Origin of the sequence: Streptomyces sp. NPDC059897 (genome assembly GCF_042730865.1) — a bacterium.
Taxonomy (GTDB): domain Bacteria; phylum Actinomycetota; class Actinomycetes; order Streptomycetales; family Streptomycetaceae; genus Streptomyces.
Window position 1 is genome coordinate 1 of sequence record NZ_JBHWKQ010000068.1, and the last position, 23744, is coordinate 23744.

The following is a 23744-nucleotide window of genomic DNA, read 5'->3' on the forward strand; positions in this document are numbered from 1 at the left end:
CGTTGTTTATAAGAGCCTGGTTATCATGGCGTTCTATTGCCGGCCTCACGAACCCATTACAACCCCGCAATACCTTTTCGCCGCAGGGGGAGCGGTCGCGTCCCCGACGCTCCGGCTCCCGCTGATTCCTGACCAAACGCCCCCTTCGTGCGGGCCGTCATCGGCGAGGCTTCGATGTTCTTCACCTATCTCCGGCGTGAGCTGCGCCGCCGCAGAAAAGCGGCGCTCGTCGTCGCCTCCGGGCTCGCGCTCGGGATCGCGCTCGTCATCGTCGTCGGTTCGGTGTCCGCCGGGATGACCCAGGCGCAGGACAAGGTCCTGCGGTCGCTGTACGGCCTGGGCACGGACATGACCGTCACCAAGGCGGCGAGCGCGCCGAAGGCGGGCGACGACACGGGGCGCCCGAAGTTCAACTTCGACGCCAGGGACAGCGACTCCGGTGACAAGGACCAGTCCAGCGACCGCGTGATGGTGCAGGGCTTCCAGACCCTCGCCGACTCCACCGTCTCCAAGGTCGCGGGCCAGGAGGGCGTCGCCGACACGGTGGGCGGGCTCAGCCTGCAGGTGATGAAGGTCAGCGGCCAGTTCACGCGCGGCCAGTTCGAGCAGGACGGGGGCGGCGGTGCGCAGGGCGGTCCTGGCGGCGGCCAGGGCGGCGGTGGCGAGGGTGGCCAGCCGCAGGGCCGGGTCCAGGGAGGTGGCGCCGCCTTCGACGTCAACTCCTTCTCCGTCTACGGCACCGACGTCACCCAGCAGAAGCTCGGACCGCTGACCTCCTCGAAGATCACCAAGGGGCGCAGCTTCAAGACCTCCGAGACGGATTCCAGGGTCGCCGTCGTCGACTCCGCGTACGCGAAGGAGAAGAAGCTCGCCGTTGGCGACAAGGTGACCGTCAAGGGCGACAAGTACCAGGTCATCGGCGTCGCGACCGCGGACAGCGGGGACGCGGCCGCCAATCTCTACGTGCCGCTGAAGCGGGCCCAGACGCTCGCGGACGCCAAGTCCAAGGTGACGACGGTCTACGTCAAGGCGACCGACTCGCAGCGGATCGACGCCGTGAAGGCGGCCATCCAGAAGAACATCGACGGCACCACCGTCACCACGTCCGCCGATCTCGCCGACACCGTCTCCGGCTCCCTGTCGACCGCCTCGAACCTGGCCTCGAACGTCGGCAAGTGGCTGTCGATCGCGGTGCTCGTCGCCGCCTTCCTGGTGGCGGGGCTGCTCACGTCCTCGGCCGTGGCCCGGCGGGTCCGGGAGTTCGGCACGCTCAAGGCGCTCGGCTGGACCTCGGGCCGGGTGACCCGGCAGGTCGTCGGCGAGTCGGTCGTCAACGGGCTGATCGGCGGCGTTCTCGGCATCGCGGTCGGGCTCGCGGGTGCGTACGCGGTGACCGCGATCAGCCCGAGCCTGTCCGCGCAGCTCGGCGGCGGCGCGGGCGGCGGTGGCGGCATGGGCGGTGGTCCCGCCGGCGGCTTCGGTGGCGGTGGCGGTGGCGGCGGAATGATGCGCCAGGCGGCCGGCGGCGGGGCGAAGACCCTCGACATCGCGCTCAGCGCGCCCGTCTCCGCCACCACCATCGCCCTCGCGGTCGGCCTCGCCGTCGCGGGCGGGCTGATCGCCGGCGCCTTCGGCGGCTGGCGGGCCTCGCGGCTGCGCCCGGCGGACGCGCTGCGCCGCGTCGCGTAGCACCAGCGGTCCCGCCCATCACCTTACGTAGCACAGGAGTTGCACCATGTATCAGCTCACCGGCGTCACCAAGCGGTACCGGCGCGGCAAGGAGACCGTCGACGCGCTCGCGGGCGTCGACCTGACCATCGGCGACGGCGACCGGCTCGTCATCCAGGGGCCGACCGGCGGCGGCAAGTCGACCCTGCTCCAGATGCTCGGCGGGCTCGACCGGCCCACGGCGGGCAGTGTCGTGCTCGACGGGGTCGACCTCGCGACGCTGCCGGAGGCCCGGCTCACCAAGGTCCGCGCCGAGTCCATCGGCTTCGTCTTCCAGTCCTTCAACCTCGTCCCGACGCTCAGCGCGCTGGAGAACGTCGAGACGGCCCTGGTGCCGCTCGGCCTGAAGAGCGCCGAGCGGCGGGAGCGGGCCGCCGAGGCGCTGCGGTCCGTGGGCCTCGGCGAGCGGCTCGGGCATCTGCCCGCGGAGCTGTCCGGCGGCCAGCAGCAGCGCGTCGCCATCGCACGGGCCCTGGTGAAGAACCCCAAGGTGCTGCTCGCCGACGAGCCCACGGGCAACCTCGACGAGTCGATGCGCGACGAGATCATGGACGTACTGGAGGAGCGCTGGAAGGAGCACGGGCTGACCTTCGTGATGGTCACCCACGACTCCGCGATCGCCCGCAAGGCGCCCCGCCTCGCGACGATCCGCAAGGGGCGGATCACGGTCACCGAGAACGCCCCGGCCGCCTGACCCGAACGCCCCCACAGGTGTCGTCGAAGTGAACACGTTTCGAGCAAAGGGTTGTGCTCGAATCGGAAGGTGTGCCGTTTGTCACTTGGCACTCCGGTCCCAGATGTTTGCCAATGCCCCAATTCTCAGACGGTCACATCAATACACTCGCCTCCCATGTGTGAGTGGAACGTGGAGAACGGGCACCTGATGTGGTCGCTTCGTCAGGGCCGGGGCCGGCCGGGCGGCGACGCCGGCGCCGACGCCTGATGGGGGCACGGCACAAACAAGCGAGGGATCCGCGGGCGCACTGGCTGCTGCTCGCCCTCACCCTGCCGGTGCTGCTCGGCGCGCTCCTCTTCCAGGGCTGGACCCAGAACGAGGTGGACGGCGCCAGGACGAAGCCTGCCTGCACGCAGCCCGTGCCCGCGTCGGCCTCCGGCGCGGGACCGGTGCTGTCCATCGACGGTGGCCGGGTGCACAGCGCCTCGATGCGGCCCGGCACCGTCGCGCTCACCTACGACGGCGGCCCCTACCCGAAGGCGACGCCGAAGCTGCTCGCGCTGCTCAAGAAGCATCACGCGCACGCCACGTTCTTCCTCAACGGCGCCAAGGCCGCGCAGTATCCGAAGCTGGTCGAGCGGATCAGGGCCGAGGGCCACGACATCGGCTCCAACACCTACACGGGCGCCGACCTGGGCAGCTCGTCCAAGGTGCGCAGCAAGCTCGAACTGGGACTCACGCAGAGCGCGTTCGCGGGCAGCGGCGGCTTTCGCACCACGCTCCTGCGGATGCCGATGACCACCACCGTCGCCACCATGTGCGGCGGCGAGTGGCCCGCCGCGCAGGCCGCGTCCGCCGCCGGTTACACCCTGGTCGCGGCCGACCACTCCGGGCAGCGGGTGCGCGACGGCCTGGTGCGCCAGCTCAGCCAGACCTCGCTCGGCTATCGCGAGACGCAGAAGCTGCTCGCGAACCCGCAGGCCAAGAAGTTCGCCACCGTCACGGAGGGCGCGCAGACCGACCGGCAGGCGACGAGCGAGGTGGCCGCGCCCGTGCGCTGGCTCGGACAGGGTCTGATCTGGTTCCAGACGCTCGGCCGCAGCTTCGTCTCGGCCCTGTCGTGGGTGCTCACGGCCGCGGCCGGCCTCGGCGTGCTGCGGCTGCTCGTGCTCGTGCTGTTCGCCCGCGCGCACGTCAGACGGCTCGAACGGTTCCGGCCCGGCTCGCCCTGGCTGCGCGAGATCCGCGATCCGGTGACCGTGCTCGTACCCGCGTACAACGAGGAGGCGGGCATCGGCGCGACGCTGCGCTCGCTGCTGGCCTCCACCCATCAGCCGATGCAGATCATCGTCATCGACGACGGGTCGAGCGACCGCACGGTCGAGATCGCGAGCGAGTACGCGGCCCGGGACCCGCGCGTGCAGGTGCTGTGCCAGCCCAACTCGGGCAAGGCGGCGGCCCTCAACCACGGCCTCAAGTACACCCGTTGCCCGTACGTCGTGATGATCGACTCGGACACCGTCTTCGAGGCCGACGCGATCCAGCGCCTGATCCAGCCGCTCGCCCACCCGGCCGTCGGCGCGGTCAGCGGCAACACCAAAGTCGGCAACCGCAAGCGGCTGCTCGGCCGTTGGCAGCACCTGGAGTACGTCTTCGGGTTCAACCTCGACCGCCGGATGTTCGAGGTCCTGGAGTGCATGACGACCGTGCCCGGCGCGATCGGTGCCTTCCGGCTCGACGCGCTGATGGGCGTCGGCGGCCTCAGCGAGGACACCCTCGCCGAGGACACCGACCTCACGATGGCGCTGTGGCGGGCCGGCTGGCGGGTCGTGTACGAGGAGACCGCCATCGCGTGGACCGAAGTCCCCACGTCCCTGCGGCAGTTGTGGCGCCAGCGCTACCGCTGGTGCTACGGCACCCTGCAGGCGATGTGGAAGCACCGGGGCGCGGTCCTGGAGGTCGGGCCCGCGGGCCGCTTCGGACGGCGCGGCCTGTCCTACCTGTTCCTCTTCCAGGTCGTGCTGCCGCTGCTCGCCCCGATGATCGACGTCTTCATGTTCTACAGCGCCGTGTTCGCCGGTGACACGACCACGTCCGTGGTGGCCTGGCTGGGATTCCTCGGTCTCCAGATGGTCGTCGCGGCGTACGCTCTGAAGCTCGACGGAGAGCGCAGGCGCACGCTCTGGTCCCTGCCCTTCCAGCTGTTCGTGTACCGGCAGTTGATGTACCTCGTGGTCATCCAGTCCGTGGTGGCCTTCGTGGGCGGCAGCCGGTTGAAGTGGCAGCGCATGCACCGTTCCGGAACGGCCGCCGCGGCGGCCCAGCACATCGTCAGGCCGGCCGACGAGGCCGACCTGCCGGTCGCGAGGTGACGACCCTGAACCCCAGCGCATACACCCCGACGCCCTACCCGTACGGCGAGTACGAGGGGGAGCGGTACGGGTACGAGCCCGAGCCCCATTCGTACGAGCCGCACTCGTACGAGGTCGAGCACCACCCCTTCGACCCGGTGCCGGCCAACAGGCCCGGCGGCCGGGCCGACGGCAGCTACAAGCGCAGCGAGCGCGAGCCCAAGCGCAAGCGGCGGCGCACCAAGTTCGGGCTCGTGGTGCGCGGCCTGTGCCTGCTGGTGCTGCTCGCGGTGCTCGCGGGCGCGGGGACGTACGTGTGGGCGGGCACCCGGCTCGACGGGGAGGTCGACCTGGCGTCGATCCCCACCCGGGCCGCGCCCGGCAAGGGCACCAACTACCTGATCGTGGGCTCCGACAGCCGCGAGGGACTCAGCGAGAAGCAGGCCAAGAACCTGCACACCGGCTCCGAACTGGGCTCCGAGGGCCGCCGCACCGACTCGATGATGGTGCTGCACACCGGCGCCAACGGCACCACCCTCACCAGCCTGCCGCGCGACTCCTGGGTCACCATCCCGCCGTACGTGGACCCGAAGACCGGCGTCCACCACAAGGCGGCGAAGAACAAGCTCAACGCGGCGTTCTCGCTCGGCGGCCCCGAACTCCTGGTCCGCGCGATCGAGTCGAACACCGGGCTGCGGATCAACCACTACACGGAGATCGGCTTCGCCGGGTTCGTCGGCATCGTCGACGCGGTCGGCGGCGTGCCGATGTGCGTGGACCGGCACATCGTCGACGACAAGGCGGGGCTCGACCTCGCCAAGGGCTGCCACACCCTGACCGGGCGCGAGGCGCTCGGCTTTGTGCGCCAGCGCCACCAGGAGAAGGAGGGCGACCTCGGCCGCTCCCGCAACCAGCAGAAGTTCCTCTCCGCGCTCGCCGAGAAGGCCTCGTCGCCGGGCGTGCTGATGAACCCGTCCACCATGTACGGCACGGCGGGCGCCGGCCTGGACACGCTCATCGTCGACAAGTCGACCGGGGTGCCGCAGCTGACCCGGCTGTTCAAGGCGATGCAGGGAGTGTCCTCGGGCCAGGGCAGGCAACTGGGCGTCCCCGTCGGCACCTTGGGCCTCGACACCCCCAAGGGCAGCGCCATCCTCTGGGACAAGAAGAAGGCGAACCTCCTCTTCTCCGAGCTCCGCGAGGACCGTCCGGTCACCCTCAAGGGCTGACCGGCCCGCTCCGGTTGCGCTCGTCGCTGACGGCGTGGCCGGAGCGCTCCGGCGGTGCTTCTCTGGAGGGCATGACCACTCGATCCCAGCGCACCGTCGAGTACATCCGCTACCGCATCCCCGAGGACCGCTCGGCCGAGTTCCTCGCCGCGTACACCCGCGCGGCACGCCAGCTGGCGGCCTCGGAGCACTGCGTCTCGTACGAACTCACCCGCTGCGAAGAGGACTTCGAGCACTACATCCTGCGCATCGTGTGGACGTCGACCGAGGACCACCTGAAGGGCTTCCGCGCCTCCGACCTCTTCCCGGTGTTCCTCACCGAGATCCGCCCGTACGTCGGGTACATCGACGAGATGCGCCACTACGCGCCGACCACGGTGCGCGGCACGGGCTCCGCGGAACCCACGCTCTACCAATGGGCGGGCGGCGCCGCGGCGTTCGACCGGCTCACCTCGGTCTTCTACGAGAAGGTGGTGAAGGACGAGCTCCTCGGCCCGCTCTTCGCCGACCTCCCGGCCGAGCACGCGCAGCACGTAGCCCTCTGGCTCGGCGAGGTCTTCGGCGGCCCGCCCGCCTACTCCGAACGGTACGGCGGCCACAGCCACATGGTCGCGATGCACATCGGCAAGGCGGTCACCGAGCCGCAGCGGCGCCGCTGGGTCAACCTCATCCAGGACGCGGCCGACGAGGCGGCCCTGCCGGCGGACGCGGAATTCCGCTCGGCGTTCCTGGCGTACATCGAGTGGGGGACGCGGCTTGCGGTGCACTTCTCCGGTCCGGGCGCCGAACGCCCCGCGGAACAACCGGTGCCGCACTGGACGTGGGGCGCGGCGCCGCCGTACCACCCCTAGCTACAGCTCGGCCCGCAACGCGTCCGCGCCCCAGCTCGCCAGCAGGCGCAGCGCCTCCGCCGACGCGGTCCCCGTCTCCGCGTGATACACGGACAAGAACTGGCCGTCGTCGTCCGGCAGGTGCAACGTCTCGTAGGCGAGCGTCAGTTCACCCACCAAGGGGTGCCGCATCCGCTTCACGCCGTGGCCCTTCTCCTTCACGTCGTGCGTGGCCCACAGGCGCCTGAACTCCTCGCTCTTGACGGAGAGTTCACCGACAAGCGCGGACAGTTCGGGGTCCTCGGGGTTGCGGCCCGCGTACAGGCGCAGATAGCTGACCATGTCGGTCGCCTTGGTGTCCCAGTCGACGAACAGCTCCCGGTAGTCCGGGTTCAGGAACGTGAGCCGCGCCCAGTTCCGCTCGACGCGGGGCAGCTGCCCCCAGTCGCCGAAGAGCGCCGCCGCCATCCGGTTCCAGGCGAGGATGTCCGAGCGCGGCCCGCCGATGTACGCGGGCACGCCCTCCATCGCGTCGAGCAGATGACGCAGCGCGGGCCGCACGTGCTGCTGCCGCTTCGGCGCCGGCGACTTGCGGCGCTGCCGCGTCGGCCTCGCCAGGTGCACGAGGTGCGCGTGCTCGGTGTCGCTGAGCCGCAGGGCGCGCGCGATGGCGTCGAGCACCTCCGCCGACACATTGCGCCCGTTGCCCTGCTCCAGCCGTGTGTAGTACGCCACCGAGACCCCGGCGAGCTGCGCCAGCTCCTCGCGCCGCAGGCCCGGCACCCGCCGGTGCCGCCCCGCCGAGGCGAGGCCCACGTCCTCGGGCTTGAGCCGGGCCCGCCGGGTGCGCAGGAACTCGCTCAGCTCGGCGCGCCGGTCCAGCTGGTCCGGGCGGTCCGCCGCGGTTTCCCCGGCCGCATCGTTCTCGTCCATGCTGTCCAGTATTCCCGGTCGTAGGACCGGGAGCCTGACCCCGCCAGTAGTAGGACCACTGGACGTACGCAAAGCGGTGACCTGCGGATTCTTTGGAGATGGGGCCGGGCCGGGAGCAGGCTTGAGGACATGACCACGACTGTTGCCGCATACGCCGCCCCCAGCGCCAAGGCCCCGCTGGAGCGCACCACCATCGAGCGCCGCACCGTCGGCGAGCACGACGTACTGATCGACATCAAGTTCGCCGGAATCTGTCACTCCGACATCCACCAGGCCCGCGAGGGCTGGGGCGAGGCCATCTTCCCGATGGTCCCGGGCCACGAGATCGCCGGTGTCGTGGAGGCCGTCGGCGCGGGCGTCACCAAGTTCAAGGTCGGCGACCGCGTCGGCGTCGGCTGCATGGTCGACTCCTGCGGCGCCTGCGAGCCCTGCACCTCCGGGTTCGAGCAGCACTGCGTCCAGGGCAACGTGCAGACGTACAACGGCGTCGGCAAGGACGGCGAGCCCACCTACGGCGGCTACTCGCAGAAGGTCGTCGTCACCGAGGGCTTCGTCCTCGGCATCCCCGAGGGCCTCTCCCTCGACGTGGCCGCGCCGCTGCTCTGCGCCGGCATCACCACGTACTCCCCGCTGAAGCACTGGGGCGCGGGCCCCGGCAAGAAGGTCGCCGTCGTCGGTCTCGGCGGCCTCGGCCACATGGGCGTCAAGATCGCGCACGCGCTCGGCGCGGAGGTCACCGTCCTGTCGCAGTCGCTGCGCAAGAAGGACGACGGCCTGAAGCTGGGCGCCGACCACTACTACGCGACCAGCGACCCGAAGACCTTCGAGGAGCTCGCGGGCACCTTCGACGTGATCCTCTCCACGGTCTCCGCGCAGGTCGACTTCGGCGCCTACCTGGGCCTGCTCAAGACGGGCGGCGCGCTGGTGAACGTCGGCGCCCCCGAGGAGCCGATCTCCCTCAACCTGTTCTCGCTCATCGGCGGCAACAAGGTGCTCGCCGGCTCCATGATCGGCGGCATCGCCGAGACCCAGGAGATGCTCGACTTCTGCGCCGAGCACGGCCTCGGCGCCGAGATCGAACTGATCGAGGCGAGCCAGGTCAACGAGGCGTACGAGCGGGTCCTCGGCTCGGACGTGCGCTACCGCTTCGTGATCGACGCGGCGACGATCTGAGCGACCCCCGCACCTCTGACGTCATGAGTCGGTTCATGACGTTCATGACCTGAGAGGTCATGGCCGCCCTCCCCGGGGCCCGGCAGGATCGAACCCGTACCCACCAGATCCCGCCGGACCCCAGGGAGGGCTTTTCCATGACCGCCTACGCGATCGCCGTACTCGCCACCACGTCCGGTGCGCCGCACCCCGACGTCCTCACCTACATCGAGCGCGTCCAGTCCACCTTCGCCCCCTACGGCGGCCGCTTCCTGGTCCACGGAAAGCCGGGGGAGTGGGTGGAGGGCGAGCGGCTCGGCGACATCGTGATGGTCGAGTTCCCCGACCTGGAGGCGGTCCACGCCTGGTACGCGTCCCCCGCCTACCAGGAGATCCTGCCGCTGCGCACCGACCACCTCCCGGGCAGCATGGTCTTCCTCGACGGCGTCCCGGCGGCGTACGACGCGGCGCGCACCGCGGCGCGGCTCAGGGAATCCGCCGCGGCCGCACCCCCGTCAGCGTCGGAGTGACGGGCCGCAGCAGCCCGTCCGCGCCGAACGAGACCCGGTCGAGGGTGGTCTCGCGGTGGGTGCCGTCGCCGTCCGGGAGCGCGAAGCGGTGGTAGGCGATGTACCAGTCGTCGGTCCCCGGCACCTGGAGCATCGAGTTGTGGCCGGTGCCGAGGATGCCCTGCGCCGGGTCCTTCTCCAGGACGACACCGCGGTCGGTGAACGGCCCGTACGGGGAGTCGGAGGTGGCGTACCCGACGCGGTAGTTCTCGCTGCGGGTGTCGTCGATGGAGTACGTCAGGTGGTAGACGCCCTTGCGCTTCACGACGAACAGGCCCTCACGGAAGTCCGCGAGCCCCTTGATCCGGCGCACCTTCGCGGAGTCGAAGGAGACCATGTCGTCGTTGAGCGGCACCACCCACGCCGACCCGTTGCCCCAGTACAGGTACGTCTGCCCGTCGTCGTCGGTGAACGCGGCCGGGTCGATGGCCTGGCCCGCGCCGTCCGGGTTGGCGGTGATCAGCGCCTTGCCGCTGTCCTTGAACGGGCCCGTGGGGGAGTCGGCCGTCGCGACGCCGATCTTCGCCTCGGCGCAGTAGTAGAAGAAGTACCGGCCGCCCTTCGCGGCGATCGTCGGCGCCCAGGCACGGGACTCGGCCCAGCTCACGTCCTTCCCCAGGTCGAGGATCACGCCGCGGTCGGTCCAGTCGACCAGGTTCTTCGACGACCAGACACTGAACGTCGTACCGCCCCAGCCCGCGAACCCGTCGGTCGTGCAGTACAGGTAGTACGTCCCGCCGAACGCCGCGATGTTCGGGTCGGCGTGGAACTTCGGCAGCACCGGCGTGCGCATCTCGACCGCCGACACCTTCCAGGCCCGCTTCTCGCCCCGGGCCGAGGTGACCGTGTACGTGACGGGGGAGCGCAGATCGACGCGCCTGCCGCTCGCCGGGCTGATCCGGGCGCCGGGCGCGAGCGTGAACTCGGGCTTCAAGGCGCGTAGTTGGGTCCCCGGTTCGACGGGCAGGACCACCGTCCCGCCCTCGCCCTCGACGACCGCGGGCACCTTCAGCGCGTCGAGCCCGACCGCGCGGATCCGGGTCGCGTTGGACGGCAGCGCGGCGATGTCGTCGGCGGACAGGGCGCGGTTGTAGAGGCGTACGTCGCGCAGCCGGCCCTTGAGGGTGTGGTCCGCGGAGTACTGGGATCTGCCCAGGTGGTTGGCGGTGGTGCGGCCGCCGCCGATGTCGCCGGGCGTGAGGTCCGCGGTGGTGTTCGCCGCCACTTCCACGCCGTCCAGGTAGAGGCGCGAGGTGGCGCCGTCGACGGTGAACGTGACGTTCGCCCAGCGCCCGCGCGGCAGGCCGGTGCCCGCGTTCGCCTCCTCCTCCCGCTTCCAGTCGCCGTCGGAGAGCCCGGCCCGGAACCCCGAGTCGGCGCCGCCGCCGGTGGCGAACAGATAGCCGTTTCCGGACCCGGTCGAGGCGGCCGTGTTCCCGAACCCGTACAGGAAGTACGGCGTCGCCTGGCCCTCGTCCACCCATACGTCGGCGGTGACGGTGCCCGCGTCGAGCCCGGCGAGCAGGTCGTCGGGCAGCTTGACGTGCCCGCCGCTCCCGCCGAGCACCAGCGCCCTGTCGGACCAGGCGGCGTCACCGGAGGCGGTGCCGTGGTGGCCGTGCCCCGAGGCGTCCTTGGCGTCGGTGGTCAGCGGCCAGTGCGCGACGAGCCCGTTGGCGTCGGCGAGCACCGGCGCGACGCCCCACTTCTTCTGTATCCGCTCGAACTCGGCGGCGGTGACCGGGAGTACGGTCCCGTGCCGCGGCGCGGCGGGCAGCCGGCGCCGCTCGACCTCCGTCCACTTCCCGGCCGCGAGATCGTCGGAGACGAACGGGATGTAGCCGCTGCCCGTGTAGTCGTCGATGAACAGATACCACTTCGACTCGCTGTTGGACTTGAAGACCAGCGGCCCCTCGCCCTGCGCCATCGAGCCCATGCCGATGCCCTCGGCGACCGTGTCCCAGTCCGTGTCGAGCAGGTCGGCCGCCTTCTCCTCCAGGATGAACTTCCCGTACGGCGACTGGGACGCCGACCGCTCGTCCTTCGTGAACCGGTAGTACGTCCCGTCGTGCGCGATGACCGTCGAGTCGATGACCGAGTAGCCGGGGTCGTTCCACACCTTGGCCTCGCCGAAGGTGCGGAAGTCCTTCGTCGTGGCGTACAGCATCCGGTTGTACGTGTCCCCGGTGTGCTCCGGGTCGCTCTCGGCGTACAGCTTCGACGCCCAGAACACGACGTACTCGCCGAGCTCCTCGCTCCAGTACGCCTCCGGGGCCCAGGTGTTGCCCGCGGTCTCCGGCGACACCCGCACGGACCGGGGGCCGTCCCAGGTCACGAGGTCGGTCGACTCCCACACGATGATCGACCGGCTGCCGTGCCGCTGCACGTGGTCCCAGCCCGGGCCACCGTTGATCTTCAGGTCGGTGGCGATGAGGAAGAAGCGGTCGCCTTCGGGGGAGCGGATGACGAACGGGTCGCGCACGCCCTTGTCGCCGATGTCCGAGGTGAGCACGGCGCCGCCGCCGTTCAGCTCCCGGAACCGCACCGGGTCGTCGCCGCGGCTGAGCGCCATGTGGATCTGCTCGCCGTTCGCGGCGCCCTCGCCGGTGAAGTAGACGAAGAGGTAGCCCTCGTACTCCCCTTCCCGGGCCCGCGCGTGCGCGGCGGGGGCGGGCAGCGCGACCGCCGCGAGGGCGAGGGAACCGGCGACCAGCAGGTGACGTCGCGTCAAGGCGGCTGGGGACAGCGGGTATTGGTGGTTTCTGGTGGGCGGCATGTGTGTCAGTGAAGAGTTCTGTGGCAGGTGGGTCAAGAATTCCGACGCAGATCGGTACGAGAAATCGAAGACCGTTCGAGATGTCGAATAGTCAGCTGCCGTCGCTCGCCCACGCCACGTCGTCCACCGCCAGGAACGGCGTCCCCGCGACCGCCGAGGGCGTCGCGCCGGTGAACGCGCGGACGTCCCGGTGCAGATGGGACTGGTCGGCGTAGCCGCTCTCCGCGGCGACGCGGGCAGGCGGCGCGCCCGCGGCGAGGCGGTGGGCGGCGTGGTCGAAGCGGATGAGGCGTGCGGCGTGCTGCGGCGTGAGGCCGACCTGGTCGCGGAACCGGGACCACAGCCGCTTGCGGCTCCAGCCGGTCTCGGCGGCGAGCCGGTCGACCCGTACGCGGCCGTGGTGGGCCGCCAACAGCCGCCAGGCGTAGGCGACTTCGGGGTCGGCGACGGGTCCGTCCTGGGCCCTGAGCGTCAGCGCCCGCTCGGCGATCGCGAACCGCTCGGGCCACGTCCCGGCCGCACGCAGCCGCTCCTGCAGGCGCTCGGCGGAGGCCCGCCCCCACAGCGCGTCGAGGTCGACCGCCTCCCCGTACGGCCCGCCGGGCGCCCCGAGCACCGCGTGCGCGAGCATCGGCGAGAGGCGCACCTGGAGGCAGGCGAAGCCGCGCTCGCCCATGGCCCGCACAGTGTCGGGCGCGAGCCCGACGACCGTCCGCTCACAGCCGCGCCGGCCGGCGCCGTCCTCGACGGACACGGGCGTGCCCCCGAGGTTGAACACGAGGGTGACCGAAGGGTGCGGGATCAGTTGCAGGTTCCGCAGCTCCGTCGCCCGGTCGCTGAATCCGGCCATCCGCAGCCCCGCGAGCCGCCCGGGCCGGGCCGGTACGGCGATGTCCCATGAGGGCCGTGGCATCCGGGCCCCCTTTCACGTCGACGGGTGCGGGGTGTCCTTCGCGGCCGCCGAGATGAACTCCCGCAGCAGCGCCCCGGTCTCCTCCGGTGCCTCCAGCATGACCAGGTGGCCCACCCCCGGCAACAGTTCGATCCGGGCCCCCGGCACGGCGCGGTACGCCTGCGCCGACGAGGGGCGCCAGCGCGGGTCCTCGGCGCCGAAGAGGACGAGCAGCGGCAGGCCCAGCGGGGCGTGCCGTTCCGGGAGCGGGCGCTGCCCCAGGTACTCCCGGTTGCCGCGCATCGTCCCGACGAAGGCGCGGTGCGTCATGGCCAGCGTGGCCTCGACGTAGGAGTCGGGGATCTCGACGGGCCGCGCGGCCGAGGAGCTCGCGGCCTTGCGCAGCGCGTCCGGGGTCCGCAGCCGCCACAGCAGCGGGCCGACGACCGGCGCCAACAGTAGCCGCACCAGCGGGAGTTCGGCTGTCTGCGCGGTCAGGTCCGGGCCCATGCCGATGAGGACCACGGCCGTCACCATCCCGGTCCGCCGCTCGGCCAGGGCCGTCGCCACCATGCACCCCGAGGAATGGCCGACGACGGTCACCCGCCGCACCCCGAGCCCGTCGAGGACGGCCTCGACCCGGCCGGCCTGCTCCGGCACCCCGAAGCCGCCGGTCCGCGGCGCGGGGGAGCGCCCGCACCCCGGGAGGTCCACCCGGATCACCCGGAAGTTCTCCGCGAGCGCCGGGACCACCGGGTCCCAGTGTTCGAGGGAGCCCGCGCTGCCGTGAATCAGCAGCACGGCGGGCGCCTGCGGCGGCCCGGTCACTTCCACGTGGACATCTGCTGCGCTGAGCTCCGCCATGACGCTGCCCGCCTCCCGTTTGCCGTACCGGCTGTGGGACGAGCATCGCGGCGGAGGGCACCGGCGGTATTGGACGGATGTTCCCCGTCCAAGGGGCCAGATCAAGCCCGTCGACGATGGGTGAGCACAATCAAGTCCCGCCGGCGATTGAGGCGCGGGGTCCGGGGCGGAGCCCCGAGACGTAGGCACGGCACGGGTCAATGACGAAGCGTCGCCGGGCTCCCGCCGTTCGCCTCGTAACCCGCGACGGCGAGCGCCCGGTACACCGCGTACGACGCGGCCGGGTCCGGCTCGGCGGTCCACGGGATCGCGCCCACATGACCGTCCACGTGCACCAGCTGCTGCATCGCCTCGGACCAGCGCTCGCTGCGCACCAGGAAGAACACCAGCAGATGCCGGACGTGCGCGAGCATCGGGTCGTCGGGGCGCGCGGAGTGCACCGCGTACAGCGCGCCGTGCAGCGCCTTCGTGACGACCTCGCTCTCGTAGAAGCCGCGCACCAGGTTCACATCGGGCACGTGCTCGTACAGCGCGAACAGCGGCAGCGCCGCCAGCAGCGAGCCGCGCGGCGCACGCGCGGCGGCGGCCTCGGCGAACGAGAAGGCCTGCTCGCGCGAGCCGTGCCACTTCTCCGTCCAGTACCGAAGACCGGCCAGATGCGCGCCCATGTGCCCCGGCGCCGTGTCGAGGATCTTCAGCCACAGCTGCTCGAACTCGGCCTGCGAATAGCCGAGTCCGCGCGCGACGGCGAGCTGCGTGATGTGCGGGACGGGATCGCCGGGGGCCAGCATCGCCGCCTGGTCGCAGGCGTCGCGCGCCTCCTCCAGGACGATCCGCTGCTCCTCGGGCGTGCCGCCGCCGCGCCACGCCTGCTGCACCAGGAACTCGGCGAAGACCTGCGCCCCGCCCGCGTCCTTCGGCGCCTGCGAGCGCCACGCGTGCAGCCACCCGGCACCGAGCCGCGGCGTCTGCTGCGCCTCAAGGGCGGCCGCACCGGCGACCGCCTGCACCCGCTCCCAGCGCGTCTCGGTCTCCTTGCCGGTGCCCGCGAGGAGCTGGGAGGCGGCGGTGTAGTCCTGATTGCGCTGCACGACCGCCATCACGTCGAGCAGGTCCTGGTCGGGACCCGGCAGCCGCACGTCCAGGTCCTCCTGAAGCATGAACCCGTAGTCCGCCGGGTCCGCGGCGTCCGGCGAACCGGGCGCGACCTGACGAATCCCGCCGCGGTGCCGCATCAACTGCGACACCACGAGCCCGATCATGACCGCGGCCATCAGCCCCCAGAGAATTCCCATATCAACAACGCTAACGCGCCGGTCCGCCGCCGGGTTCCCGACAGCGGTGGCCGCAAAAGCGCGCTGCGCCCCACCTCCGCGCTCCCGAACGCCTACGCTCGGGCGCCATGAGCGACACGCACAGCCACAGCGGCAGCACCCCGCGCGGCTTCGAGACCACCGCCATCCACGCCGGCAACACGGCCGACCCCGTGACCGGCGCCGTCGTCCCGCCGATCTACCAGGTCTCCACGTACAAGCAGGACGGCGTGGGCGGCCTGCGCGGCGGCTACGAGTACAGCCGCAGCGCCAACCCGACCCGTACCGCACTCGAAGAGAACCTCGCCGCCCTGGAGGGCGGCAGGCGCGGGCTCGCCTTCGCCTCCGGGCTCGCCGCCGAGGACTGCCTGCTGCGCACGCTGCTCGCCCCCGGCGACCACGTGGTCATCCCGAACGACGCGTACGGCGGCACGTTCCGGCTGTTCGCGAAGGTCGTCACGCGGTGGGGCGTCGAGTTCTCGGTGGCCGACACCAGCGACGTCGAGTCGGTGCGCGCCGCGATCACGCCGCTGACCAAGGCCGTGTGGGTGGAGACGCCCTCCAACCCGCTGCTCGGCATCACCGACATCGCGGCCGTCGCCCAGGTCGCCCACGAGGCCGGGGCCCTGCTCGTCGTCGACAACACCTTCGCCAGCCCCTACCTCCAGCAGCCGCTCGCGCTCGGCGCCGACGTCGTCGTCCACTCGATGACGAAGTACATGGGCGGGCACTCCGACGTCGTCGGCGGCGCCCTGGTCGTCAACGACGACGCCCTCGCCGACGAGCTCACGTTCCACCAGAACGCCATGGGCGCCATCGCCGGCCCCTTCGACGCCTGGCTGGTGCTGCGCGGCATCAAGACGCTGCCCGTGCGCATGGACCGGCACAGCGAGAACGCCACCCGCGTCGCCGACATGCTCACCCGCCACCCGCGGGTCACGAAGGTGCTCTACCCGGGACTGCCCGAGCACCCCGGGCACGAGATCGCGGCGAAGCAGATGAAGGCCTTCGGCGGCATGGTGTCGTTCCAGGTCCAGGGCGGCGAGGAGGCGGCCGTCGAGGTCTGCAACCGGGCGGAGCTGTTCACGCTGGGCGAGTCCCTCGGCGGCGTCGAGTCCCTCGTCGAGCACCCCGGCCGGATGACGCACGCCTCCGTCGCGGGCTCCGCCCTGGAGGTCCCCGCCGACCTCGTACGCCTGTCCGTGGGCATCGAGTCGGCCGACGACCTGCTCGCCGACCTCCAGCAGGCGCTCGACAAGAAGTAGGTCACCAGCCGGTCAGCTGTGGAGTCGTCTTCGACGGCGGCTCCACCCACGGCCGCTCGACCGTCGCCCACACCACGAACGACACGACGGCGACGACCAGCACGAACCACATCAACCGCACCGCCGCCCGGCGCCGCCTGCGCGTCCGGGCGCCCCTGCGCATCGCGTCCGCGCACAGCTCCGCGGGCACCACCGGCGCCGGCCCGCTGTCGAGCACGGCACGCACGGCCGCCTCATTGCGCTCCTGGAGACTCATGCCCGGGCCGCCCCCTGCAGTTCGGCGGGCGCGGGGCCGCGCGGCGGGTGCAGGACGAGGGCCGTCGCCCGCGCGTGCACGGAGCGGACGCGCTCCGCGGGAAGCCCGAGCAGCGAGGCGGTCTGCTCCTCGCCGACCCCTTCGAAGAGCCGCAGCACGAGGACCAGGCGTTCCTGGGGGCTGAGCTGCCCAAGGGCGCCGCCCCGCGCGCGATGGTGGTGCCACGCGCCGTGGGCGAACCGGACGGCCAGTTCCTTGCGCGCGCAGTCGTAGGGATCCTCACCCCGAAGACGGTCCCAGGAGGCATACGTCCGGCCGAGGGCGACCGTGAGCAGCTTGCGCGCGCGGGGGTTGGCGTCCGCCGGTTCCCCCGTCAGGAGCGTCGCGGCACGCAGCAGCCGCCCGGCCGCGCCCGCGACGAACGCCTCGAACTCACGGGCCCGGCGGGCGTCCTGCAACGCCTGCCGTTCTCGCACCCTTCATATGAGGCCGACCGCGGCTCCCTGGTCAAGAGGCGGGAGCCGCTCATGCGTAACGCGTAACCGATGTGCCCGAAGGCCGTCAGGACTCGGCGGGCGGCGTCGGCTGGCCGTGGCGCGCCGAGAGGGCGGAATTGAAGCGTGCGAGGAGCGCGCAGAACTGCTCGCGCTCCTGCGGCTCCCACTCCTGCGTCAACTGCGCCATCAATTCCTGCCTCGAAGTGCGTACCTCGTCGAGTCGCGCCGCGCCGCGCGGCGACAACTGCAACACCACCGCACGTCCGTCCTCCGGGTGAGAGGTGCGCTTGACGAGGCCCGTGTCGACCAGCGGGGCGACCTGGCGGGTCACCGTCGAGGAGTCGATCCCCATGCTCGAGGCGAGCGCCTTGACGCCCATCGGGCCTTCTTTGTCGAGGCGGTTGAGCAGCAGGTATGCGGCTCGGTCCATCGAATTGCGCACCTGCCCGACCCCGCCGAGCCGGGTCTGTTCGGCGCGACGGGCGAAGACCGCCACCTCGTGCTGCAGCGTTTCGAGGAGGCCGGGGTCACCAGCGGTCGTCATGTCCATCGTTTCCTGTGGTGTGGGCATGGCCGGGGGCTCACTTCATGCGTGGGTGGTGGATTGCACTGGAATGGCCCACAGGGTACGCGGCGAAAGCGCTGGCCGTACCGGCCGTGCGCAATCCGGTCTCGCAGCGTGAGCATCACGAGAGGCGTACGCCGTGAGCTGCAAGACTTTCGTCATGAGCAACAGCGCGTCTGACTACTTGCCGACCCCGGCGCCCGCGGTGACCCTCGACGACGTCCGCGGCGCCCAGAAAATGCTCTCCGGGGTGGCGCGTGTGACGTCGATGGCGCACAGCCACCACCTCTCCCAGCTGGCCGGGACGCCGGTCCACCTCAAGTGCGAGAACCTCCAGCGCACCGGATCCTTCAAACTGCGCGGCGCGTACGTGCGGATCGCGGGCCTGCTGCCCGAGGAGCGGGCCGCCGGGGTCGTGGCCGCGAGCGCGGGCAACCACGCGCAGGGGGTGGCCCTCGCCTCCTCGCTCCTCGGCGTGCGCTCCACGGTGTTCATGCCGGTCGGCGCGCCCCTGCCGAAGGTCGCCGCGACCCGCGAGTACGGCGCCGAGGTCAGGCTGCACGGCCAGGTGGTCGACGAGACCCTCGCCGCGGCCCAGAGCTACGCGGAGGAGACCGGGGCGGTGTTCATCCACCCCTTCGACCACCCGGACGTCGTCGCGGGCCAGGGCACGCTCGGCCTGGAGATCCTCGAGCAGTGCCCGGAGGTGCGGACCATCCTGGTCGGCGTCGGCGGCGGCGGACTCGCGGCCGGCATCGCCGTCGCGGTGAAGGCGCTGCGGCCGGACGTGCGGGTCATCGGCGTCCAGGCGGAGGGCGCCGCCGCGTACCCGCCCTCGCTGGCCGCCGGGCACCCGGTCGCGATCGGGTCGCCGTCGACGATGGCCGACGGGATCAAGGTGGGGCGGCCCGGCGACGTCCCCTTCGAGCTCGTCTCCGGCCTGGTCGACGACGTCCGCACGGTCTCCGAGGACGCGCTCTCCAGTGCGCTGCTGCTCTGCCTGGAGCGCGCCAAGCTGGTCGTCGAGCCCGCGGGCGCGAGCCCCGTCGCGGCGCTCCTGAGCGAGCCCGGCGCCTTCGAGGGCCCGGTCGTCGCGCTGCTGTCCGGCGGCAACATCGACCCGCTCCTGATGCAGCGCGTGCTCACCCACGGCCTGGCCGCGGCGGGCCGCTACCTCTCGCTGCGACTGCGCCTGACGGACCGCCCCGGCGCCCTGGCCACGCTCCTTCAGGTGTTGTCAGTGGCCGACGCTAACGTCACCGATGTGAGCCACGTACGGACCGATCCGCGGCTCGGGCTCACGGAGGCGGAGGTGGAGCTGCACCTGGAGACGAAGGGTCCCGCGCACTGCGCCGAGGTCGGCGCCGCGCTGCGGGAGGCGGGCTACACGGTCATCGAGTAATTCCGTGGCGGTACGCGATACATCGCGTTAGCGTGTGGCACGCCTCACGGCTTGCCGGGCGGGGACAACCCGGCAAATTTACACTTTCCTCACATAGGTAGTCACCGAGACACTGGGGGAGCGGCATGCCAGGCGCTATCTACGCCGAAGGTCTGGTGAAGACCTTCGGCGATGTAAAGGCTCTGGACGGCGTCGATCTGGACGTACCGGAAGGCACGGTCCTCGGCCTGCTGGGGCCGAACGGGGCGGGGAAGACGACGGCCGTGCGCTGTCTGACGACGCTGCTCACGCCGGACAGCGGCCGGGCGGTCGTCGCGGGGATCGACGTACTGAAGAATCCGAACGAGGTGCGGCGCTCCATCGGCCTGTCCGGCCAGTTCGCCGCCGTCGACGAATACCTGACGGGCAGGGAGAACCTGCAGATGGTCGGGCAGCTCTACCAACTGCCCAAGAGGGAAGCAAAGAAGAGGGCGGGCGAGCTCCTCGAGCGCTTCAACCTCGCGGACGCCGCCGACCGCCCCTCCAAGACGTACTCCGGCGGCATGCGCCGCAGGCTCGACCTCGCGGCCGCGCTCGTCGTCTCCCCGCCGGTGATGTTCATGGACGAGCCGACGACGGGCCTCGACCCGCACAACCGCCAGCAGCTCTGGGAAGTGATCCAGGAACTGGTCGCCGGCGGTACGACGCTGCTGCTCACCACCCAGTACCTCGAAGAGGCCGACCACCTGGCGCACGACATCTGCGTCGTGGACCACGGCCGCGTCATCGCCCGCGGCACCGCCGACCAGCTCAAGGCGCAGACCGGCGGCGAGCGCGTCGAGGTCGTGGTGCACGAGCCGGAGCACATCGAGTCGGCGCGGGAGGTCCTCGCCGGCTACGGCAAGGGCGAGACGACCGTCGCCGAGCACACCCGCAAGCTGACCGTCCCCGTCACCGGCGGCGCGAAGCTCCTCGCGGAGGTCATCCGCGACCTGGACGCGCGCGGCATCGAGATCGACGACATCGGCCTGCGCCGGCCGACCCTGGACGACGTGTTCATCTCGCTGACCGGGCATGTCGCGGAGGAACCGGCCGCCGACGCGGGCGAGTCGGCCGAGGGCCCGAAGGGGGCGAGGAAATGAGCGCCTGGAGCGACTCCCTGGTCGTCGGCAAGCGGAACCTGATCCGGATGACCCGGATCCCCGAGATGATCCTCTTCGGGATCATCCAGCCGGTGATGTTCGTGGTCCTGTTCACGTACGTCTTCGGCGGCTCGATCGCCATTCCGGGAGCCGGGGTCAGCGCCGGCGCCTACAAGGAATTCCTGATGGCGGGCATCTTCGCCCAGACCGTCACCTTCGCCACGGCGGGCGCCGGAGCGGGCATCGCGGACGACATGCACAAGGGCCTCATCGACCGTTTCCGTTCGCTGCCGATGGCGCGTGGCGCGGTGCTCACGGGCCGTACCCTCGCCGACCTCGTGCAGACGGCCGTGACGCTGGTCGTGCTGGCGTTGGTGGCACTGCTCGTCGGGTGGCGTACGCACACGAACATCGGGGAGGTCCTGGCGGGCTTCGGCCTGCTCCTGCTGCTCGGCTACGCGTTCACCTGGATCGGCGCGCTGATCGGCCTGTCGGTGCGCACCCCGGAGGCCGCGACCTCGGGCGGCCTGATCTGGCTCTTCCCGCTGACGTTCATCTCGAACGCGTTCGTGCCGGTCAACGGCATGCCGAAGTTCCTCCAGTACATCGCGGAGTGGAACCCGTTCAGCGCCACGGTGGCGGCGGCCCGCGAGCTGTTCGGCAACACGATCGAGGGCGTGCCGAAATCGGTGACCGGCGCCTGGCCGATGGAACACCCGGTCTGGGCCTCCGTGATCTGGTCCGTCGTGATCATCCTGGTCTTCCGCACCCTCGCGGTCCGCAAGTACCGCAAGGCGGCCTGACGCCCGCCGGCCCCGTACGCACGAGTGGGGCCCCGCGGCACGCATGCCGCGGGGCCCCACTCATGTCCGTCGCGCGTCAGCCGTTGAAGGGCTCCGCCTTGAGGATGCGGACCGAGGCCTTCTTGCCGTTCGGCAGCTCGTAGTCGACGTCCTCGCCGACCTTGTGGCCGTTGACCCCCGTGCCGAGCGGGGACTGCGGCGAATACGTCTCGAAGTCGCTGCTCGCGTACTCGCGCGAGGCGAGCAGGAACTCCAGGGTGTCGTCCTCGTCGCCGTCGAAGGCGATCGTGACGACCATGCCGGGCGCGACGACGCCGGTCGCCGCCGGGGCCTCGCCGACCTTGGCCTTCTCCAGGAGCTGGGTCAGCTGGCGGATGCGGAGCTCCTGCTTGCCCTGCTCCTCCTTGGCCGCGTGGTACCCGCCGTTCTCCCGCAGGTCGCCCTCCTCGCGCGCCGCGGCGATCTTCTGAGTGATCTCCTCGCGCGCGGGACCAGACAGGTACGCCAGCTCATCCCTGAGCTTGGTGTACGCCTCCTGCGTCAGCCAGGTGACGTCTTCGCTGGTCTGGGTCACAGGTCGCTCCTCGTAGGTACTGGGTATACAAAGCATCGCCCTACTCAGAAGGATGTTCCCTACGGAGTGGGCGAAACCACGAGCCTAACAATTCAGGCGTGAAAGGGGGAGGACAAAAGGCATCAGCGTTGCGTCGGCGCAGGTCAGCACCCACGCCACGTATCGACAATTCGTCGGATCGTCGGACCGGGCCGGTCAGTCGGCGTGGCAGCCGATGAGCTCCGCCGACGTGGCCCTGTCGGTGGTGCGCAGCGTGACGACCTTGTCGATCCGGTCCTGCTTCTGGTCGAAGCGGAAGTCCGCGCGGCCCACCTCGGCGCCGTCCTCGCTCTGCGAGCGGATCGTGCAGTAGCCGGTGGCGTCGGAGTCCTTACGGATCTCCATGTGGACCTGCACGTTGTTCTTGTTCGTGTCGAAGGCGATGAGCTCACCGCTGAACTTGCTGCCGCCGACGACGTAGTACCAGCCGAACCAGACCATCATGGCCGCGAACAGGGTGCCGAGAACGATTCCGGTGATCTTCAGCTTGCGGTCGGCGCGGGCGTCGGCGGAGCGTGAGGATCCGTATCGGCCCTCGGGCAGCTGCTGCTGTACGGCGCTCATCGCCCAGTTCCTCTCGCGTCGCCCGAACGTGGACGGGCACCGGAATTTTCCGCCCCCCGGTTCCGTCACTATAGAAGCTGCCCGTTGCACTCCAGGCACCCGGGCGCCCCATTACTCACCGAGGAACTTGTCTTGACTGAGCAGCTGCGACTCATGGCCGTTCACGCCCACCCCGACGACGAGTCGTCGAAGGGCGCGGCCACGATGGCCAAGTACGTGTCCGAGGGGGTGGACGTGCATGTCGTGACCTGCACGGGCGGCGAACGCGGCTCCATCCTCAACCCTAAGCTCCAGGGCGACAAGTACGTCGAGGCGAACATCCGGGAGGTCCGCCGCAAGGAGATGGACGAGGCGCGCGAGATCCTCGGCGTCAAGCAGGACTGGCTGGGCTTCGTCGACTCGGGGCTGCCCGAGGGCGACCCGCTGCCGCCGCTGCCGGAGGGCTGCTTCGCCCTGGAGGACGTCGACCACGCGGCCGGCGCCCTGGTCAAGCAGATCCGCAACTTCCGTCCGCAGGTCATCACGACGTACGACGAGAACGGCGGCTACCCGCACCCCGACCACATCATGACCCACAAGATCACGATGGTGGCCTTCGACGGCGCGGCCGACGCGGAGAAGTACCCCGAGGCCGAGTTCGGCCCCGTCTTCCAGCCGAAGAAGCTCTACTACAACCAGGGCTTCAACCGGCCCCGCACCGAGGCGCTGCACAACGCGCTGCTCGACCGGGGCATGGAGTCCCCGTACGGGGACTGGCTCAAGCGCTGGGACGACATGGCGCGCACCGAGCGCACGCTGACCACGCACATTCCGTGCGCCGACTTCTTCGAGATCCGCGACAAGGCGCTGATCGCGCACGCCACGCAGATCGACCCCGACGGCGGCTGGTTCCGCGTGCCGATGGACATCCAGCAGGAGGTCTGGCCGACCGAGGAGTACGAGCTCGCGAAGTCGCTCGTCGATACCTCCCTCCCCGAGGACGACCTCTTCGCGGGCATCCGACACAATGCCTGATGTGAACGCGAATCTGGCATTGACCCATCTCGTCCCTCTTGCCAAGGAGGTCGACGAGAACAAGGTGACTCCGGGCGTGCTCGGCTTCATCGTCTTCGCCGTGATGGCTGTCGCGGTGTGGGGCCTGATGAAGTCGATGAACAGGCACATGGGCAGGGTCGACTTCAAGGAGAAGCCGGACGAGCCCGCCGGTGCGACGAGCGGCAAGGACACCGGGCGGAAGTCCGCCTGAACCCGCCGTCGGCCCCGCACGCGTAGAGCGAGCGGGGCCGCTGCGCTGTCCGCCGCGCGCCCCACGCCTGTCATGTTCAGGGCGGGCGTACGGGGCGGC

General features: G+C 70.9%; 23 protein-coding genes. 13 read left to right on the forward strand and 10 right to left on the reverse strand.

All coding sequences use genetic code 11. The annotated features are described in order from the left end of the window. Nucleotides 1-174 precede the first annotated feature (174 nt). From ACFV9W_RS37845 to ACFV9W_RS37865, 5 genes are all read left to right on the forward strand, one after another. Nucleotides 175-1689: an ABC transporter permease gene (locus tag ACFV9W_RS37845; RefSeq protein ID WP_385770469.1), complete on the forward strand. Its 1515-nt coding sequence runs from the start codon at nucleotides 175-177 to the stop codon at nucleotides 1687-1689. A 46-nt stretch (nucleotides 1690-1735) separates the two neighbouring features. Then, complete coding sequence (locus tag ACFV9W_RS37850) at nucleotides 1736-2422, forward strand: ABC transporter ATP-binding protein (protein WP_385770419.1); 687 nt, start codon at nucleotides 1736-1738, stop codon at nucleotides 2420-2422. Between the two features lie 248 nt (nucleotides 2423-2670). Further along, complete coding sequence (locus ACFV9W_RS37855; RefSeq protein ID WP_385770421.1) at nucleotides 2671-4776, forward strand: glycosyltransferase; 2106 nt, start codon at nucleotides 2671-2673, stop codon at nucleotides 4774-4776. Continuing rightward, on the forward strand, nucleotides 4773-5984 hold the full coding sequence (locus tag ACFV9W_RS37860; RefSeq protein ID WP_385770423.1) for an LCP family protein: 1212 nt from the start codon (nucleotides 4773-4775) through the stop codon (nucleotides 5982-5984). The genes ACFV9W_RS37855 and ACFV9W_RS37860 overlap by 4 nt, the downstream gene beginning before the upstream one ends. 71 nt (nucleotides 5985-6055) lie before the next feature. Further along, the gene (locus tag ACFV9W_RS37865; protein WP_385770425.1) at nucleotides 6056-6835 is read left to right on the forward strand and encodes a group II truncated hemoglobin; all 780 of its coding nucleotides are present in this window, start codon (nucleotides 6056-6058) and stop codon (nucleotides 6833-6835) included. On the opposite strand, the gene ACFV9W_RS37870 is transcribed toward ACFV9W_RS37865, so the two are convergent. Further along, entirely contained in the window at nucleotides 6836-7747 is a 912-nt protein-coding gene (locus tag ACFV9W_RS37870) for a helix-turn-helix domain-containing protein (RefSeq protein ID WP_385770427.1), read from the reverse strand. A gap of 129 nt (nucleotides 7748-7876) precedes the next feature. Between ACFV9W_RS37870 and ACFV9W_RS37875 the strand changes: the two genes are divergently transcribed. Both ACFV9W_RS37875 and ACFV9W_RS37880 read left to right on the forward strand, forming a co-directional pair. Next, on the forward strand, nucleotides 7877-8920 hold the full coding sequence (locus ACFV9W_RS37875; RefSeq protein ID WP_385770429.1) for an NAD(P)-dependent alcohol dehydrogenase: 1044 nt from the start codon (nucleotides 7877-7879) through the stop codon (nucleotides 8918-8920). A gap of 137 nt (nucleotides 8921-9057) precedes the next feature. After that, a complete protein-coding gene (locus ACFV9W_RS37880) occupies nucleotides 9058-9429 on the forward strand; it encodes a DUF1330 domain-containing protein (protein ID WP_385770431.1) in 372 nt (123 codons plus the stop codon). Here the strand turns inward: ACFV9W_RS37880 and ACFV9W_RS37885 are convergent. From ACFV9W_RS37885 to ACFV9W_RS37900, 4 genes are all read right to left on the reverse strand, one after another. Then, nucleotides 9386-12244: a family 43 glycosylhydrolase gene (locus ACFV9W_RS37885; protein WP_385770433.1), complete on the reverse strand. Its 2859-nt coding sequence runs from the start codon at nucleotides 12242-12244 to the stop codon at nucleotides 9386-9388. The two genes, ACFV9W_RS37880 and ACFV9W_RS37885, sit on opposite strands and share 44 nt — an antisense overlap. A gap of 91 nt (nucleotides 12245-12335) precedes the next feature. After that, on the reverse strand, nucleotides 12336-13157 hold the full coding sequence (locus tag ACFV9W_RS37890; RefSeq protein WP_385770435.1) for a helix-turn-helix domain-containing protein: 822 nt from the start codon (nucleotides 13155-13157) through the stop codon (nucleotides 12336-12338). 12 nt (nucleotides 13158-13169) lie between these two features. Beyond that, nucleotides 13170-14000 (reverse strand): alpha/beta fold hydrolase, encoded by an 831-nt coding sequence (locus ACFV9W_RS37895; protein ID WP_385770437.1) that lies wholly within the window; start codon nucleotides 13998-14000, stop codon nucleotides 13170-13172. A 197-nt stretch (nucleotides 14001-14197) separates the two neighbouring features. Then, on the reverse strand, nucleotides 14198-15295 hold the full coding sequence (locus ACFV9W_RS37900) for a hypothetical protein (protein ID WP_385770439.1): 1098 nt from the start codon (nucleotides 15293-15295) through the stop codon (nucleotides 14198-14200). Between the two features lie 107 nt (nucleotides 15296-15402). Here ACFV9W_RS37900 and ACFV9W_RS37905 point away from each other — a divergent pair, with 107 nt between their 5' ends. Further along, nucleotides 15403-16578: a cystathionine gamma-synthase gene (locus tag ACFV9W_RS37905; RefSeq protein ID WP_385770441.1), complete on the forward strand. Its 1176-nt coding sequence runs from the start codon at nucleotides 15403-15405 to the stop codon at nucleotides 16576-16578. A 1-nt stretch (nucleotide 16579) separates the two neighbouring features. On the opposite strand, the gene ACFV9W_RS37910 is transcribed toward ACFV9W_RS37905, so the two are convergent. The 3 genes from ACFV9W_RS37910 to ACFV9W_RS37920 all read right to left on the reverse strand — a co-directional run bounded on the left by ACFV9W_RS37910 (nucleotide 16580) and on the right by ACFV9W_RS37920 (nucleotide 17881). Then, a complete protein-coding gene (locus ACFV9W_RS37910; protein WP_385770443.1) occupies nucleotides 16580-16834 on the reverse strand; it encodes a hypothetical protein in 255 nt (84 codons plus the stop codon). Next, the gene (locus tag ACFV9W_RS37915) at nucleotides 16831-17310 is read right to left on the reverse strand and encodes a sigma factor-like helix-turn-helix DNA-binding protein (RefSeq protein WP_385770445.1); all 480 of its coding nucleotides are present in this window, start codon (nucleotides 17308-17310) and stop codon (nucleotides 16831-16833) included. Before ACFV9W_RS37915 ends, ACFV9W_RS37910 begins: the two co-directional genes overlap by 4 nt. An 85-nt stretch (nucleotides 17311-17395) precedes the next feature. Then, nucleotides 17396-17881: a MarR family winged helix-turn-helix transcriptional regulator gene (locus tag ACFV9W_RS37920; protein WP_385770471.1), complete on the reverse strand. Its 486-nt coding sequence runs from the start codon at nucleotides 17879-17881 to the stop codon at nucleotides 17396-17398. Between the two features lie 175 nt (nucleotides 17882-18056). Here ACFV9W_RS37920 and ilvA point away from each other — a divergent pair, with 175 nt between their 5' ends. From ilvA to ACFV9W_RS37935, 3 genes are all read left to right on the forward strand, one after another. Then, nucleotides 18057-19298, forward strand: coding sequence for a threonine ammonia-lyase (ilvA, locus tag ACFV9W_RS37925; RefSeq protein WP_385770447.1), 1242 nt, complete (start codon nucleotides 18057-18059; stop codon nucleotides 19296-19298). A gap of 125 nt (nucleotides 19299-19423) precedes the next feature. Continuing rightward, nucleotides 19424-20419: an ATP-binding cassette domain-containing protein gene (locus ACFV9W_RS37930; protein ID WP_385770449.1), complete on the forward strand. Its 996-nt coding sequence runs from the start codon at nucleotides 19424-19426 to the stop codon at nucleotides 20417-20419. Further along, nucleotides 20416-21222 (forward strand): ABC transporter permease, encoded by an 807-nt coding sequence (locus ACFV9W_RS37935; protein WP_385770451.1) that lies wholly within the window; start codon nucleotides 20416-20418, stop codon nucleotides 21220-21222. The genes ACFV9W_RS37930 and ACFV9W_RS37935 overlap by 4 nt, the downstream gene beginning before the upstream one ends. Before the next feature lie 76 nt (nucleotides 21223-21298). Here the strand turns inward: ACFV9W_RS37935 and greA are convergent, their stop codons facing one another. Together greA and ACFV9W_RS37945 are read right to left on the reverse strand one after the other, a co-directional pair. Next, entirely contained in the window at nucleotides 21299-21796 is a 498-nt protein-coding gene (gene greA, locus ACFV9W_RS37940) for a transcription elongation factor GreA (protein ID WP_385770453.1), read from the reverse strand. A 195-nt stretch (nucleotides 21797-21991) separates the two neighbouring features. Continuing rightward, complete coding sequence (locus tag ACFV9W_RS37945; protein ID WP_385770455.1) at nucleotides 21992-22399, reverse strand: DUF4307 domain-containing protein; 408 nt, start codon at nucleotides 22397-22399, stop codon at nucleotides 21992-21994. A gap of 132 nt (nucleotides 22400-22531) precedes the next feature. Between ACFV9W_RS37945 and mca the strand changes: the two genes are divergently transcribed. Further along, on the forward strand, nucleotides 22532-23413 hold the full coding sequence (gene mca, locus ACFV9W_RS37950) for a mycothiol conjugate amidase Mca (protein ID WP_385770457.1): 882 nt from the start codon (nucleotides 22532-22534) through the stop codon (nucleotides 23411-23413). Continuing rightward, entirely contained in the window at nucleotides 23406-23645 is a 240-nt protein-coding gene (locus ACFV9W_RS37955; protein ID WP_385770459.1) for a hypothetical protein, read from the forward strand. The genes mca and ACFV9W_RS37955 overlap by 8 nt, the downstream gene beginning before the upstream one ends. Nucleotides 23646-23744 lie beyond the last annotated feature (99 nt).